Source organism: Streptomyces sp. Root1310, assembly GCF_001426425.1.
Taxonomy (GTDB): domain Bacteria; phylum Actinomycetota; class Actinomycetes; order Streptomycetales; family Streptomycetaceae; genus Streptomyces.
In genome coordinates this window covers 140,510-154,433 of sequence record NZ_LMEQ01000012.1, presented here as the reverse complement: position 1 = coordinate 154,433, position 13,924 = coordinate 140,510, and the positions used below count along the sequence as shown (strand labels likewise).

10 protein-coding genes are annotated in these 13,924 nt (G+C 72.3%); 8 read left to right on the top strand and 2 right to left on the bottom strand.

From position 1 onward, the window contains the following. Positions 1 to 22: 22 nt before the first annotated feature. On the bottom strand, positions 23 to 1,258 hold the full coding sequence (locus ASD48_RS18820; protein WP_079073843.1) for a DegT/DnrJ/EryC1/StrS family aminotransferase: 1,236 nt from the start codon (positions 1,256 to 1,258) through the stop codon (positions 23 to 25). 301 nt (positions 1,259 to 1,559) lie between these two features. Here ASD48_RS18820 and fahA point away from each other — a divergent pair, with 301 nt between their 5' ends. From fahA to ASD48_RS18780, 8 genes are all read left to right on the top strand, one after another. Beyond that, a complete protein-coding gene (fahA, locus tag ASD48_RS18815; protein WP_057603519.1) occupies positions 1,560 to 2,771 on the top strand; it encodes a fumarylacetoacetase in 1,212 nt (403 codons plus the stop codon). A gap of 448 nt (positions 2,772 to 3,219) precedes the next feature. Continuing rightward, positions 3,220 to 4,158 (top strand): M56 family metallopeptidase, encoded by a 939-nt coding sequence (locus ASD48_RS18810; RefSeq protein WP_057602813.1) that lies wholly within the window; start codon positions 3,220 to 3,222, stop codon positions 4,156 to 4,158. A gap of 245 nt (positions 4,159 to 4,403) precedes the next feature. Then, complete coding sequence (locus ASD48_RS18805) at positions 4,404 to 5,192, top strand: GntR family transcriptional regulator (protein WP_057602812.1); 789 nt, start codon at positions 4,404 to 4,406, stop codon at positions 5,190 to 5,192. 210 nt (positions 5,193 to 5,402) lie between these two features. Then, positions 5,403 to 5,630, top strand: a complete 228-nt coding sequence (locus ASD48_RS18800) for a ferredoxin family protein (protein WP_020130156.1) — start codon at positions 5,403 to 5,405, stop codon at positions 5,628 to 5,630. 15 nt (positions 5,631 to 5,645) lie between these two features. Next, the gene (locus ASD48_RS18795; protein ID WP_057602811.1) at positions 5,646 to 7,001 is read left to right on the top strand and encodes an ABC transporter substrate-binding protein; all 1,356 of its coding nucleotides are present in this window, start codon (positions 5,646 to 5,648) and stop codon (positions 6,999 to 7,001) included. Beyond that, complete coding sequence (locus ASD48_RS18790) at positions 6,998 to 7,879, top strand: ABC transporter permease (RefSeq protein WP_057602810.1); 882 nt, start codon at positions 6,998 to 7,000, stop codon at positions 7,877 to 7,879. Before ASD48_RS18795 ends, ASD48_RS18790 begins: the two co-directional genes overlap by 4 nt. Further along, entirely contained in the window at positions 7,863 to 8,690 is an 828-nt protein-coding gene (locus ASD48_RS18785) for an ATP-binding cassette domain-containing protein (protein ID WP_107104350.1), read from the top strand. The genes ASD48_RS18790 and ASD48_RS18785 overlap by 17 nt, the downstream gene beginning before the upstream one ends. A gap of 29 nt (positions 8,691 to 8,719) precedes the next feature. Then, on the top strand, positions 8,720 to 11,611 hold the full coding sequence (locus ASD48_RS18780; protein ID WP_282438257.1) for a fumarate reductase/succinate dehydrogenase flavoprotein subunit: 2,892 nt from the start codon (positions 8,720 to 8,722) through the stop codon (positions 11,609 to 11,611). Positions 11,612 to 11,735: 124 nt separating this feature from the next. Here ASD48_RS18780 and recQ read toward each other — a convergent pair whose 3' ends face one another. After that, a complete protein-coding gene (recQ, locus tag ASD48_RS18775) occupies positions 11,736 to 13,742 on the bottom strand; it encodes a DNA helicase RecQ (RefSeq protein WP_242432647.1) in 2,007 nt (668 codons plus the stop codon). Positions 13,743 to 13,924 lie beyond the last annotated feature (182 nt).

Here is a 13,924-nt window from a genome sequence, read left to right as displayed (position 1 = left end):
TACCTGGATCTCGGCCTGCGTGTCAGCCACGGGTCGGCTCCAGCCCTCCCGGCGCCTCGGCCGGCCGTACGCCGGACTCCTGGAGCACCTCGACGACCTGCCGGGCGCGCAGCGGATCCACGGGCAACGCGTGCCGGGCGAACCAGCGGGCCCCGGCGGGATCGGGCGACGGGTCGGTGAAGGCGGCACCCGCGTAGTCGTCCAGAGGCGGGTCATAGAGGTACCCGACGACGATGCCCCGCCGCGCGAGCGCCGCCCTCACCGCGTCCCGCTCGGCCACGAACAGGGGTACGCGGAAGAGGGGTTGGACCCCGTCGGCGCGGGCCGCGCCGGGCCGCGCCCACGGTGTGGACAGGAGCAGCTCCGTGCCTGCCCGGCAGGCCGCCAGCACCTCGTCCAGCCGGTCGAGCCTGCGGCCGATGCGGCCGGTTCTCAGCGGTCCCGAACGCAGCCGGTAGTCGTGCATGTCGACGCGGACCCAGGAGTCGTGCGCGGTGAGGTCCGGCGCCGCGGCGACGGCTCCGGCCAACTCGGCCGGCCGCAGCGGCATCCGGATCTCCTCCCGCTCCATCAGCCCGAGCAGCCGCATCGTGGCCCAGGCGGCCCTGCGCAGCCGCAGCCCGCGCACGGTCGCCTCCGCGTACGGCCGGACGGTGTAGGCGAGTTCGGCCGTGAACCGCCCCGGCAGCAGCAGGTCCTCGCAGGTCTTCGCCAGGGCCTCGCGCAGTCCCGGGTCGGCGCAGGCCAGGAAGCCGCCGGCCTTGGCACCGACATGCTTGGAGAGGCTGAAGACGGAGGCGTCCCCCCAGGCCCCGACCGGTCTGCCCCCCACTTCGCTGCCGATGGCGTGCGCCCCGTCCTCGAACAACGGGATGCCCAGCGCGTCGCACTTCTCCCGCAGGCGCGGCGTGTCGTCCGGGTTGCCGTACAGATTCGTCGTGAGGACGCCGGAGAGCGAGCCCCACACCTCGTCGGGCACGGCGTCGACGTCGATCGACGCGTCCAGCGGGTTCAACGGCGCCTGCACGGGACGCAGTCCCGCCGCGAGCAGCACGAAGAAGATCACGTCGTCGTTGACCGGCGACATCAGTACCCGTCCGCCGGGCGGGCACCAGTGACGCAAGGCCACGTACAGCCCGAATCTGCACGACGGTACATACACGCATTCCCGGCCGAGTCTGTCGCGCATGGCCGCTTCCAGCCGTTTCGGCCGTGAGCCACGCCGCGCCGACCCGAGGCCGGCCTCCCCTATGGCCATCCGCCCCCCAGTTGTGCCAGGGGAAGGCCCCCTCCCCGAGGCCTTCCAGCACTCGCCCAGAGTCTCCCGTTTCGCACCGCTCCGTCAAGATTGCGGACCGGTCGGCGGACGACTTCGGGTGAGCAACCGGAAGCGGAGAGCTGCCGGCGGACATGCCTCGCCGGCCCGGCCCCCGTGTCACTTCCACGAAGTCGGCCGTAACGTGTGGCGCGGCTCGGCGCACCCGCGCGACACCCGTTCGAGGTCCGGCGAGCCCTACATGGCGAGCACCAAAGAGCGCACGAAAGAGAGGCAGTACCCGATGCCCCCCTTCGACCTTCCCGAGGGCGACCCCTTCGGTCCGCACAACCTGCCGTACGGCGTCTTCTCCCTCCCGGGCTCCACGGAGCGGACCGTCGGCGTCCGGCTCGGCGACCATGTCCTCGACGCCGGCGCGGCGGCCCGCGCGCTCGGCTCGCCACACGTCGGCCTTCTCGCCTCGCCGACGCTCGACCCGCTGCTGGCGGCGGGTCGCACGACCTGGTCGCAGGTACGCCGCGCCCTGACGGAGTGGGTGACCGACCCCGCCCACCGGCCCACCGTCGAACCGCTCTTCCATCCCCTTTCGGACGTGACCCTGCACCTGCCCTTCCAGGTCGCCGACTACGTCGACTTCTACTCGTCCGAGCACCACGCCCGGAACGCGGGAGCGATCTTCCGCCCGGACGCCGGTGACGTCCTCCTGCCCAACTGGAAGCACCTGCCGATCGGCTACCACGGCCGGGCCGGCACGGTCGTGGTCTCCGGCACGGACGTCGTCCGCCCGTCGGGCCAGCGCAAGGCTCCCGACGAGCCCGCGCCCGTCTTCGGCCCTTCCGTGCGGCTCGACATCGAGGCCGAGGTCGGCTTCGTGGTCGGCGTGCCCTCGCGGCAGGGCAGCCCGGTCGCGCTGGCCGACTTCCGCGAACACGTCTTCGGTCTGTGCCTGCTCAACGACTGGTCCGCCCGCGACCTCCAGGCCTGGGAGTACGTCCCTCTCGGCCCGTTCCTCGCCAAGTCGTTCGCCACCTCGGTGTCGGCGTGGATCACCCCGCTGGAGGCCCTGGAGCACGCGCGGGTGGCACCCCCGGAGCGGACCCACCCCCTCCTCCCCTACCTGGACGACGCGGCCGCCGAGCCCGCCGGCTACGACCTGCGCATCTCCGTCGCCCTCAACGGTCAGGTGATCTCCGATCCGCCCTTCTCCACCATGTACTGGACGGCCGCCCAGCAACTCGCCCACCTGACGGTCAACGGCGCCTCCCTGCGCACGGGCGACCTGTACGGCTCGGGCACGGTGAGCGGCCCCGAGCCGCACGAGCGCGGCTCCCTGCTGGAACTGACCTGGAACGGCCGTGACCCGCTGGAACTCGCCGACGGCAAGCGCACGTTCCTGGAGGACGGCGACGTGGTGACCCTGACCGCCTGGGCTCCCGGCCCCGACGGCACCCGAGTGGGCCTGGGAGAGGTGACCGGACAGGTGACCGCCGGGTGAACCACCCGGCGGCGGACCAGGTGCCTGAACCGAGGACGGTGGTTGCGCCGGTGCCGGCTTTGGTGTCGGCTCAGGTGCCGGTGTCGGCTCAGGTGCCGGTGTCGGCTCCGATGCCGGTGCCGGCTTTGGTGTCGGCTCAGGTGCCGGTGTCGGCTCAGGTGCCGGTGTCGGCTCAGGTGCCGGTGTCGGTGTCGGTGTCGGTGCCAGTGACCAACCCGGGGATGGGGTGGCCGACCGTGGCGAGGCCGCCGGGTCGGGGCGGACGGGGCTGAATCGGAGCGTCGTCGTGGGCTGACTCGCGGACGAACCGCCGTCATACTGGCGGCGGGCACGGTCCTCGTACCGAGCCCGCCGCCCATGGCAGGCCGTACGCATGCGGGTACGCCGTACGCATCCCGCGCGCACGTGGCCCGCGCCCCCTTCCCGACCAGGATCCGGAGCCCATGGCATGACTTTCTGCCTGCTCCTGCTGAGCGTCGTCGCCCTGTCCGCCGCCGTACCGGCTCCGCGCGCGCTCACCCGGTCCGCCTGGCCCGAGCGGGAGCCGGTGATCGGGCTGTGGGTGTGGCAGTGCCTGGTCGCCACGGTCCTGCTGTGCTGCCTGACTGCCCTGACCCTGGGCGCCGCCGCCGTGTTCCACACCGTGCGCGCCCGGGTCTTCGCCCCCGCACCGCCCGGGGTCTGGGAGGCGTACGACCTCTCCGCCTCCCCCTTGTGGGCCGCCGCCCTGACGCTGCTGCTGGCCTGCGGAGCCGCCTGGACCACCGCGATGCTGGCCCGCGAACTCGTCGAGGCGCGCCGGCGCCGCGGCCTGGCCAGGGCCCACCTGCGTGAACGCGCCCCCGACCTGCCTGCGGGCCTGCCGTCCGCACGGGGCCCGCTGCTGGTGCTGGAGGACGAGTACCCGGACGCCTGGTGGATGCCGGGCAACCCACCCCAGTTGATCGTGACGACCGGCGCCCTGCACCGCCTCACCTCCCACCAGCTGGACGCCGTCCTCACCCACGAGCGCGGCCATGCCCGCGCCCACCACGACTGGCTGCTCCACCTGTCGACCGCCCTCGCCACCGGCTTCCCCCGTATTCCGCTCTTCTCCCACTTCTGCGACCAGACCCACCGCCTGGTCGAACTCGCCGCCGACGACACGGCGTCGCGCCGCTGCGGTCACCTGACCACGGCGCTGGCCCTGATCGAGCTGAACCAGCACCGGGGCGTCCTGTCCTGCGCCTCCAGCCACCGCCTCCTGGGCGAGCGGGTCGACCGCCTGCTCGAGCCGCCCCCGCGCCTGCTCCGCAGACAGCGGGCGCTGACGACGACGGTGGCCACGCTGGTGCCCCTGCTGCCCCTGCTGATCACCTTCGCCCCGGGACTGACGGCGCTGGCCTGACGGCGTCAGCACGACGGCGCTGGCCTGACGGCGTCAACGTGTGGCGTCAGCGGCGGCGTCGGCCGGACGGCGCTCGCCCTTCTGCGTCGGCCTGACGGCGTTCGCCCGACGGCGTTGGCACGACCTGGCAGATCTTGTGTAAGTCGGTCCTGTTCTCCCAGGTCAGCCCCTTCTCTGACGCCCCCGCAGGTGGCGCAACACTCCGGCAACACCGCTTTTCCTACTGGCTCGCTATGGTTCGAAACATGCCACCCACCGACCGCATCCGAGACCATGCCGGCCAGGGCGCGACCACCGTCGCCGCCCACCGTGCGCGTCGTCGGCTGCGCGCGGACCAGGCCCGGCAGCTCGCGGACCTCCTGCGCCGCCAGCTGCTCACCGACGGCTTTCCGGACGGCACGCTCCCTCACGAGTCGACCCTCGCGAGCGACTACCGCGCCTCCCGCAACACCGTCCGCCAGGCTCTCGACCTGCTCCGGGCGGAGGGGCTCGTGGAGCGCCTGCCGGGCGTCGGCACGGTCGTCGTGGCGCAGAAGTACCCGCACGGCCTGGACCGTCTGATGGGCCTCGCGGAGACCCTGCACGAGCACGGCCACGTCACCAACGAGGTCCGCACGATGGGCCCCGTCGCCGCGCCCGCCCCGGTGGCCGACCGCCTCCACGTCCCGCCCGGCACCGACGTGCTCTACATCGAACGCCTGCGCCGTCTGGGTGGCCTCCCCCTCTCCCTCGACCTCACCTACATCCCGCTCGACATCGGCACCGCCCTGCTCGGCGCCGACCTGGAGAACACCGACGTCTTCCGGCTCCTGGAGGCTGTCACCGGGCAGCGGCTCGGCCACGCCGAGATCACCCTCGAAGCGGTGACCGCGGACGCCCACTCCGCCGCCGTACTGGAGGCGCCGCGTGGCGCTGCCGTCCTGATGCTCGAACGCCTCACCCACCTCGCAGACGGCCGCCCGGTGGACCTGGAGTTCATCCGCTTCCGCGGAGACCGCATCTCGATGAGCGGCCTGCTGCACCGCTCTCTCTGACCTCCCCCACAGGCCCCTCCCGCCGGCATCGCCGCCACCCCTTCTCCGCCCCCATGCCCGTCCTCTCCTCCGCTCCTGCTCGTCCGCTCCTGCTCGACCGCTTCTCCGCTCTCTTCTCCGCCCTCAACCCTTCATCGCTCGGCACGGCCTCATCGGTTCACCGCCGAGCAGGATTTCTCAGAATTTCTCGGGACTTTTCTGGAGACAGCCATGACCTTGGCACCCCAGCGGGCCGACGTGCCCGTGACCATCGACGAGTCGAAGTGCATCGACGGCTGCACGCTCTGTGTGGACATGTGCCCGCTGGACTCCCTGGCCATCGACGAGAGCAACGGCAAGGCCTACATGCACGTCGACGAGTGCTGGTACTGCGGCCCGTGCGCGGCTCGCTGTCCCACCGGTGCCGTCACGGTCAACATGCCCTACCTGCTCCGGTGAAAGGCCCGAACCTCCATGAATCCCACAGCGACGAAATCCCGGGCGATCGCCGCGTCCGCCGCCCTTCTGCTGCTCCCCCTCACCGGATGCGGCAGCGCCGAGGCCGGTAGCGGCTCCACGGTCACCGTCACCGTCGGCTACCAGTCCAAGACCATCAACACCGTCACGGCGGGCACCCTGCTGCGCTCACTCGGCTACTTCGAGAAGCAGCTGAACGCCCTCGGCGACGGCACGACCTACAAAGTGGACTGGCAGGACTACGCGACCGGCGCCCCCATCACCGCGCAGATGACCGCCGGGAAGATCGACATCGGCTCGATGGGCGACTTCCCGCTCCTCATCAACGCGGCCCGCGGCAAACAGCTCGGCAAGCCCACCCACCTGGTCTCGGTCACCGGCTACAACCCGCGCGGCGGCCTCAACACCATCGTCACGGCACCCGACTCCAAGCTCGCCTCCATCGAGGACCTCAAGGGCAAGAAGGTCTCCACCAGCATCGGTTCCGCCGCCGACGGCACCCTCGTACGGGCCCTGCAGCGCGCCGGCATCGACCCGGTCAAGGGCATCGAGAAGCTCAACCAGCAGCCTGCCGTCGGGGCGTCGGCCCTCTCCGCCGGCAGTGCCGACGCGCTCTCGCAGTTCGTCGCCTGGCCCGGTCTGCTCGCCTACCAGGGCAAGGCGAAGGCCCTGTACGACGGCGCCCAGCTGGACCTGCCGACCTTCCACGGCGTCACCGCCCGCGAGGACTTCGCGAAGAAGCGCCCGGCCGTGCTGGAGGCGTTCCTGAAGGCGCAGTCGGAGGCCACCGGCTACCTCGACGCGCACCCGGTGGCCGCCGCCGAGAAGGTCGCCGAGGCCACCGGCCTGCCCGCCGAGGTCGTCTACCTCTACAACGGCGCCCACGGCATCTCCACCTTCGACCCGGCCGTCAAGCCGCAGCTCGTCGCCGCGCTCAAGGAAGACGTCTCGATCCTCAAGGCGGCCAAGCTGACCGGGGACGTCGACGTGGACTCCTTCGTCGACGACCGGTACGTGAAGAAGGCGCTCGGCTCCTCCTACGCGAAGCAGCTCGCCGCCGCCCCCGCACCGGCCGCGAGCGAGGTCTGGCCCAAGGGCGCCACGGAGACGCGGACCTTCAAGACGCCCGCCGAGCTGCTGGCCTACGTCGCGCAGCACAAGGACGGCATCCGCGCCGCCTACGTCCCTGACGCCACCACGGGCACCCTGTGGTTCGCCGACCAGGCCGTCTGGGTGGCCGACGGCACGACGCTGCTGCCGTTCGTCGCCCCGGCGACCGCGCAGGCGTACGTCGACGCCCACGGCGGCGCCCGCGTCGTCTCGTACGCCGACGCGCTGGGGCGGGCGTCGTGACCCGGTATGCGCTGCGGGTGGCGTCGGTGGCGGCCGCCCTCGGCCTGTGGCAGCTGCTGACCAGCCTGGACGTCGACCTGTGGCTGCGTTTCTCGCAGTTCCCCACGGTCGCCGACGTGGCCCGCGCCTTCGCCGACCGCCTGGCCGGCGACGACTACTGGACCGACCTCACCGACAGCCTCACCCGCATCGTCACCGGGTTCCTGCTGGCCGCCGTCCTGGGTGTGGCCACGGGCGTGCTCGTGGCGCGCTCGCGGCTCGCGGAGGACCTGCTCGGACCGATCCTCGAGGTCGTCCGTCCGATTCCGGCGATCGCCCTGGTGCCCGTCGCGATCCTGCTCTTCCCCTCCAACGAGCAGGGCATCGTCTTCATCACCTTCGCCGCCGCCTTCTTCCCGGTCCTGGTCTCCACCCGGCACGCCGTCCGCGCGCTGCCACCGGGGTGGGAGGAGGCGGTCCGCACCATGGGGGGCGGCCGGTGGCGGATCCTCGGCTCGGTCGTCCTGCCCGGGGCGCTCCCGGGCATCTTCGGCGGCCTGTCCGTCGGCATCGGGGTGTCGTGGATCTGTGTGATCTCCGCCGAGATGATCTCCGGTCAGTACGGCGTCGGCTACCGCACCTGGCAGGACTACACGGTCGTCGACTACCCGGGGGTGTTCGTCGGCATGGTCACGATCGGTGTGCTCGGCTGGGCCACGTCCACGGCCGTGGAACTCCTCGGCCGCCGCCTCACCCGCTGGCTGCCCCGCACGTCGTACGTCCCCACCGGCCGGGCCCGGCCCAAGAGCCCCCGACCGGCCGCACCGGCACCGGCGGTCCCGTCCGCCGTCCCGACCGGACCCGAACCCGAGGAGGCGCGCGATGAGCACCTCGTCTGAGACCCGCGAGACCACCCGTACGGACACCGGCGGCGCTGCCACCACCCCGGCGATCGGCACGCCGACCGGTACGGCCGTACGCGGTACCCGGCTCACCCTCCGCGCGGCCGCCCTCGGCCGCCCCGACGCCGCCGCTCTGGCCGATGTCGACCTGGACGTCCCGCCGGGCGAGATCCTCACCGTCGTCGGACCCTCGGGCTGCGGCAAGTCGACGCTCCTGCGCACGCTGGCCGGGCTGCTGCCCGCGCTGACCGGAGCCGTGGAGCAGGACGGCCGGCCGATCGGCGGGCCGGCGGCGGACCGCGCGCTGGTCTTCCAGGAGGACGCCCTGCTCCCGTGGCGCAGCCTGCAGGCCAACGTCGAACTGCCCCTCGCCATCCAGGGCGCACCGCGCGCGGAGCGCAGGAAGCAGGCCGCGGCCTGGCTCGGGCGGGTCGGACTCGCCGACCGCGCGCGGCAGTTGCCGCACCGGGTCTCCGGGGGACAGCGCCAGCGGGCGCAACTGGCCCGGGCGCTCGCCGCGGGCCCGCGCGCCGTCCTCATGGACGAACCCTTCGGCGCCCTCGATGCCCAGACCCGCGCCGGCATGCAGGACCTGCTGGTGGAGGTGCTGCACGGCACGGGCGCGACCGTCGTCTTCGTCACCCACGACGTGGACGAGGCCCTGTTCCTCGGCGACCGCGTGGCCCTCCTCGGCGCGGGACGCCTCCTCGCCGTACGGGACGTGCCGCGTCCACGCGACCGCGCCGCCCATGACGATCCCGCGCGCGTGGCCCTGCGACGCGACGTCCTGACCTCCCTGAGCATCTGAAAGGCATCCCGGTGGACACCCTCCTCCAGATCCCCGCGCTCGGCGACGCCGAGGAGCTGACCTGCGACGTCCTCGTCATCGGTGGCGGTACCGCCGGAACCATGGCGGCCCTGACCGCCGCCGAGCACGGCGCGGACGTCCTGCTCCTGGAGAAGGCCCATGTCCGCCACTCCGGGGCCCTCGCGATGGGCATGGACGGCGTCAACAACGCGGTCATCCCCGGCCGCGCCGAACCCGACGACTACGTCGCCGAGATCACCCGCGCCAACGACGGCATCGTCGACCAGTCCACCGTCCGCCAGACCGCCACCCGCGGCTTCGCCATGGTGCAGCGCCTGGAGTCCTACGGCGTGAAGTTCGAGAAGGACGAGCACGGCGACTACGCGGTCCGCCAGGTCCACCGTTCCGGCTCCTACGTGCTGCCCATGCCGGAGGGCAAGGACGTCAAGAAGGTGCTGTACCGGCAGCTGCGGCGACGCGAGATGCGGGAGCGGATCCGCATCGAGAACCGGGTGATGCCGGTGCGCGTGCTGACCTCTCCCGAGGACGGGCGCGCCATCGGGGCGGTCGGCTTCAACACCCGCACGGGGCAGTTCGTCACCGTCCGCGCGGGCGGGGTCGTCCTCGCGACCGGCGCCTGCGGCCGCCTCGGCCTGCCCGCCTCCGGCTACCTGTACGGCACCTACGAGAACCCCACCAACGCGGGCGACGGCTACGCCATGGCCTACCACGCGGGCGCCGAGCTGACCGGCATCGAGTGCTTCCAGATCAACCCGCTGATCAAGGACTACAACGGTCCTGCCTGCGCCTATGTCGCCAACCCCTTCGGCGGCTACCAGGTCAACCGGCACGGCGAACGCTTCGTCGACTCCGACTACTGGTCGGGCCAGATGATGGCCGAGTTCGCGGCGGAGGTCGCCAGCGACCGGGGCCCGGTGTACCTGAAGCTGAGCCACCTCCCCGAGGAGTCGATCTCGGCGCTGGAGTCGATCCTGCACTCCACCGAGCGTCCGACCCGCGGCACCTTCCACTCCGGGCGCGGTCACGACTACCGCACGCACGACATCGAGATGCACATCTCGGAAATCGGCCTGTGCGGCGGTCATTCGGCCTCGGGTGTACGGGTGGACGAGCACGCCCGCACGACCGTCCCCCGCCTGTACGCCGCCGGTGACCTGGCCTGCGTCCCGCACAACTACATGATCGGCGCGTTCGTCTTCGGCGACCTGGCCGGCTCGGACGCGGCCCGGTACAAGGCGTACAACGGTGAGCTTCCCGCCGACCAGCTGCGTGCGGCGCACGAACTGATCTACCGCCCGTTGCGCAACCCGGAGGGCCCGCCGCAGCCCCAGGTCGAGTACAAGCTGCGCCGTTTCGTGAACGACTACGTGGCCCCGCCGAAGTCGGGCGCGCGGCTGTCGTTGGCCCTGGAGTCCTTCGAGCGGATGCGCGACGACATCGCCGAGATGGGTGCCCGCACCCCGCACGAGCTGATGCGGTGCGCCGAGGTCTCCTTCATCCGTGACTGCGCTGAGATGGCCGCGCGCGCCTCCCTGGCCCGTACCGAGTCCCGCTGGGGTCTCTACCACGACCGCCTCGACCACCCCCGCCGCGACGACGACTCCTGGTTCCATCACCTCGATCTGCACAAGTCCCCCTCTGGTGCTATGGAGTTCATGGCCCGCCCCGTGGCTCCCTATCTGGTTCCGGTCGACGAGTTCGCCCCCGTCGGCGGCCCCTCCCGGCCGCTCGGCGAAGTCCACCCCGAGGACGTGGCCACGGCCGGTTCACGGGACGTGGCCCCCGTCGCCAACGGGTCCGGGGCAGCCGCCCCGCAGGTCACAGCCGACTCGGCGCTTCCGACGCCCGAACCCGCCCTCGATCGGTCCTCCCCCCGGTCGGCCGTCCGTCTCCTCGAACTCGTCGCCCTCGCCGAGGAGCAGCCCGAACTCGATTCCCTGCTGCCCTACTTGACCGACGCGGTGGCCGCTGTCCGGCGCGAGGCCGTCGCCGTCCTCACCGAGACCGTGCCGTCGGGCACCGGTCCGGCCCTCGCCGAGGCGTTGCGCGACCCCTCCGCGGAGGTGCGTGCCGCCGCCGCTGCCTCGCTGCGCGAACTCGTCGAGACCCTGCCGGCGGAACCGGCCCTGCGCGACGGTCTCGCCGCCGCCCTTGTCGAGCCCGACCCCGTCGTCCGCGCCGCCGCCCTGGACGTGCTGCGCGCCCTGCGCCTCGGTGACGCCGCCCTGTTCGCCGGCTCGCTCACCGACGCCGACATAGCCGTCCGTATCGAGGCCGTCCGCGCCCTGGTCTCCGTCGACGCCGCCGAGGAACTGGCCCGCGCGGCAACCGCCGACCCGTCCCGCGAGGTCCGTGTCACGATCGCCAAGTCCCTGGCCACGGTGGCGGCAGGACGCCTGAGCGAAACCTCAGCGTCCGGCGCCGACCCGAGCACCACGCCCGCCGACGCCGCCGCTGATTCCGCCGCCGATGCTGGTTCCGGCTCCGGCGCTGGTTCCGGTTCCGGTTCCGGCGCAGGTGTCTCCGTCGAGCGCGACGCCGTCCACGCGGCCCTCGTCGGGCTCGTCGACGACCCCGACGCCCTGGTGCGTGCCGCCGCCTACGGGGCGTTGGGCACCACCGGCTGCCCGGTGCCACTGGCCGCGCGGGCCGTGACCGCCCTGGCCGACCCCGCCTGGCAGGTCCGTGCCGGTGCCGCGACCGCGCTGTCGGTGGCCCACCCCGACACCGCGCTCCCCGTTCTCGCCAAGACCCTGGCCGACCCGAACGCCGACGTCCGCAAGGCCGCCGTCCTGGCCCTGACCCGACACCGAGCCTCGGAGGCCGCCCGCGCGGCCCTCGCCACGGCGACGACGGACTCCGACGCGGACGTCAGGGCATACGCGACGCGCGCGCTATGACCAGCTGACTCGCCGCTTCCGCCCCGGCGGCCCTGGCCCCGGCCGCCTTCCAGGGCCCCAGCGCCCCGCTCCCGTCCCTCAGCCCTGTCTCACAGTCCCCCGCTCGCATCCCCCTCCCGCCTCCCTACATCCAGTCCTCGGGCTCCGGCTCCGCGTCCATCTCCGGCCAGTAGTCCGCACCGCCCGGATCCGTTGCGGCACCCCGAGCGGTGTCGGGAGCCGTGCTCTCAGCGGGCGCCGGAGCGGCGGTGCCCGGTGCCTCGCCCAGGGCGGCCAGCACCGCGATCACGCCCTCCCCGTAGGTCACCAGCTTCTTCTCGCCGACCCCGCTGATGCCGCCGAGCTGCTGCACCGAGGTCGGCCAGGCCGTGGCGATCTCCCGGAGCGTGGCGTCGTGGAAGATGACGTACGCCGGGACACCCTGTTCACGGGCCTGCTCGGCACGCCAGGCACGCAGGGCCTCGAAGGCCGGCACCAGTTCCTCGGGCAGCTCGGCCACGGCGGCCTTGGGCTTGCTCCTGCCGGACGAGGAAGAGCCCGACGCCCTCGACGTCGCCGGCTTCTTCGGCTCCTTGCGCAGCGGCACGTCCCGCTCGCGGCGGAGCACCGACCCGCTGGCCTCCGTCAGCACCAGCGTGCCGTACTCGCCCTCGACCGCGAGCAGCCCCTGCGCCAGCAACTGCCTCACGACGCCGCGCCATTCGCCCTCGGAGAGGTCCTCGCCGATGCCGAACACCGACAGCTGGTCGTGGTCGAACTGGATCACCTTGGCCGTGCGCTTGCCCGTCAGGATGTCGACGATCTGCACCGCGCCGAACTTCTGCCCGCGCTCCCGCTGGAGCCGCACCACCGTCGACAGCACCTTCTGGGCCGCGACGGTGCCGTCCCAGGTCTCCGGGGGCGTGAGGCAGGTGTCGCAGTTGCCGCAGCCCGCCGGGTCCGGTTCCTGGCCGAAGTAGGCGAGGAGCTGTCCGCGGCGGCACCGGGCGGTCTCGCACAGTCCCAGCATCGAGTCCAGGTGCGCGGCGGCCCGCCGGCGGAAGGCCTCGTCGCCCTCACCGGACTGGATCAGCTTGCGCTGCTGTATGACGTCGTTGAGGCCGTACGCCATCCATGCCGTGGAGGGCAGTCCGTCGCGGCCGCCCCGTCCCGTCTCCTGGTAGTAGCCCTCGATCGACTTGGGCAGGTCGAGGTGGGCGACGAACCGTACGTCCGGCTTGTCGATGCCCATGCCGAAGGCGATGGTCGCGCACACGACCAGGCCGTCCTCGCGCAGGAACCGGGACTGGTGCGCCGCGCGCGTGCCCGCGTCGAGACCCGCGTGGTAGGGCACCGCCTCGACGCCGTTGCGGGAGAGGAACTCGGCTGTCTTCTCGACCGAGTTGCGCGAGAGGCAGTAGACGATGCCGGCGTCACCCGCGTGCTCCTCACGCAGGAAGCTCAGCAGCTGCTTCTTCGGGTCGGCCTTCGGCACGATCCGGTACTGGATGTTGGGCCGGTCGAAGCTCGCCACGAAGTGCCGGGCCGACGGCATGTTCAGCCGCTGGGTGATCTCCTCGTGCGTCGCGCGGGTGGCCGTCGCCGTGAGGGCGAGCCGCGGGACGTCCGGCCAGCGCTCGCCGAGCAGCGAGAGGGACAGGTAGTCGGGGCGGAAGTCGTGACCCCACTGGGAGACGCAGTGCGCCTCGTCGATCGCGAAGACCGCGATCTTGCCGCGGGACAGGAGGTTCAGGGTGGAGTCCAGACGCAGTCGCTCCGGCGCCAGGTAGAGCAGGTCCAGCTCGCCGGCGAGGAACTCGGCCTCGACCACCCGCCGCTCGTCGAAGTCCTGCGTGGAGTTCATGAATCCGGCGTTCACACCGAGTGCCCTCAGCGCGTCCACCTGGTCCTGCATCAGTGCGATCAGCGGTGAGACGACAATGCCCGTACCCGGCCTGACCAGGGCAGGGATCTGGTAGCACAGCGATTTGCCGCCGCCGGTGGGCATGAGGACGACCGCGTCCCCGCCGGCCACCACGTGCTCGATGACCGCTTCCTGCTCGCCACGGAAGGCGTCGTACCCGAAGACCCGGTGCAGCGTGGCCAGCGCCTCGCTCTCGGTCTGCTCCGGTGTCCCGGTGATCGCTGTCATCGCGCTGATCCCACCCGTCCCGCCCATCGTCTGGTCCCCCGTACGTCGTCCCTCGACCACTGCCTCCACGATAGGGGTCCGGACTGACAGCGCCGGAGTTATCCACAGGCTCGTTCCGGTGACTCCGAGTGACGAGCGGGCAGAAGTCGGGGAAGGACCGGAGAGGAATTCCCGAACCCGGT

Coding starts and splice junctions, on each gene's coding strand:
- ASD48_RS18785 (WP_107104350.1), top strand. CDS start 7,863: ATGAGCACCTCGTCTGAGACCCGCGAGACCACCCGTACGGACACCGGC.
- ASD48_RS18800 (WP_020130156.1), top strand. CDS start 5,403: ATGACCTTGGCACCCCAGCGGGCCGACGTGCCCGTGACCATCGACGAG.
- fahA (WP_057603519.1), top strand. CDS start 1,560: ATGCCCCCCTTCGACCTTCCCGAGGGCGACCCCTTCGGTCCGCACAAC.
- recQ (WP_242432647.1), bottom strand. CDS start 13,742: ATGACAGCGATCACCGGGACACCGGAGCAGACCGAGAGCGAGGCGCTG.
- ASD48_RS18795 (WP_057602811.1), top strand. CDS start 5,646: ATGAATCCCACAGCGACGAAATCCCGGGCGATCGCCGCGTCCGCCGCC.
- ASD48_RS18820 (WP_079073843.1), bottom strand. CDS start 1,258: ATGGCCATAGGGGAGGCCGGCCTCGGGTCGGCGCGGCGTGGCTCACGG.
- ASD48_RS18805 (WP_057602812.1), top strand. CDS start 4,404: ATGCCACCCACCGACCGCATCCGAGACCATGCCGGCCAGGGCGCGACC.
- ASD48_RS18810 (WP_057602813.1), top strand. CDS start 3,220: ATGACTTTCTGCCTGCTCCTGCTGAGCGTCGTCGCCCTGTCCGCCGCC.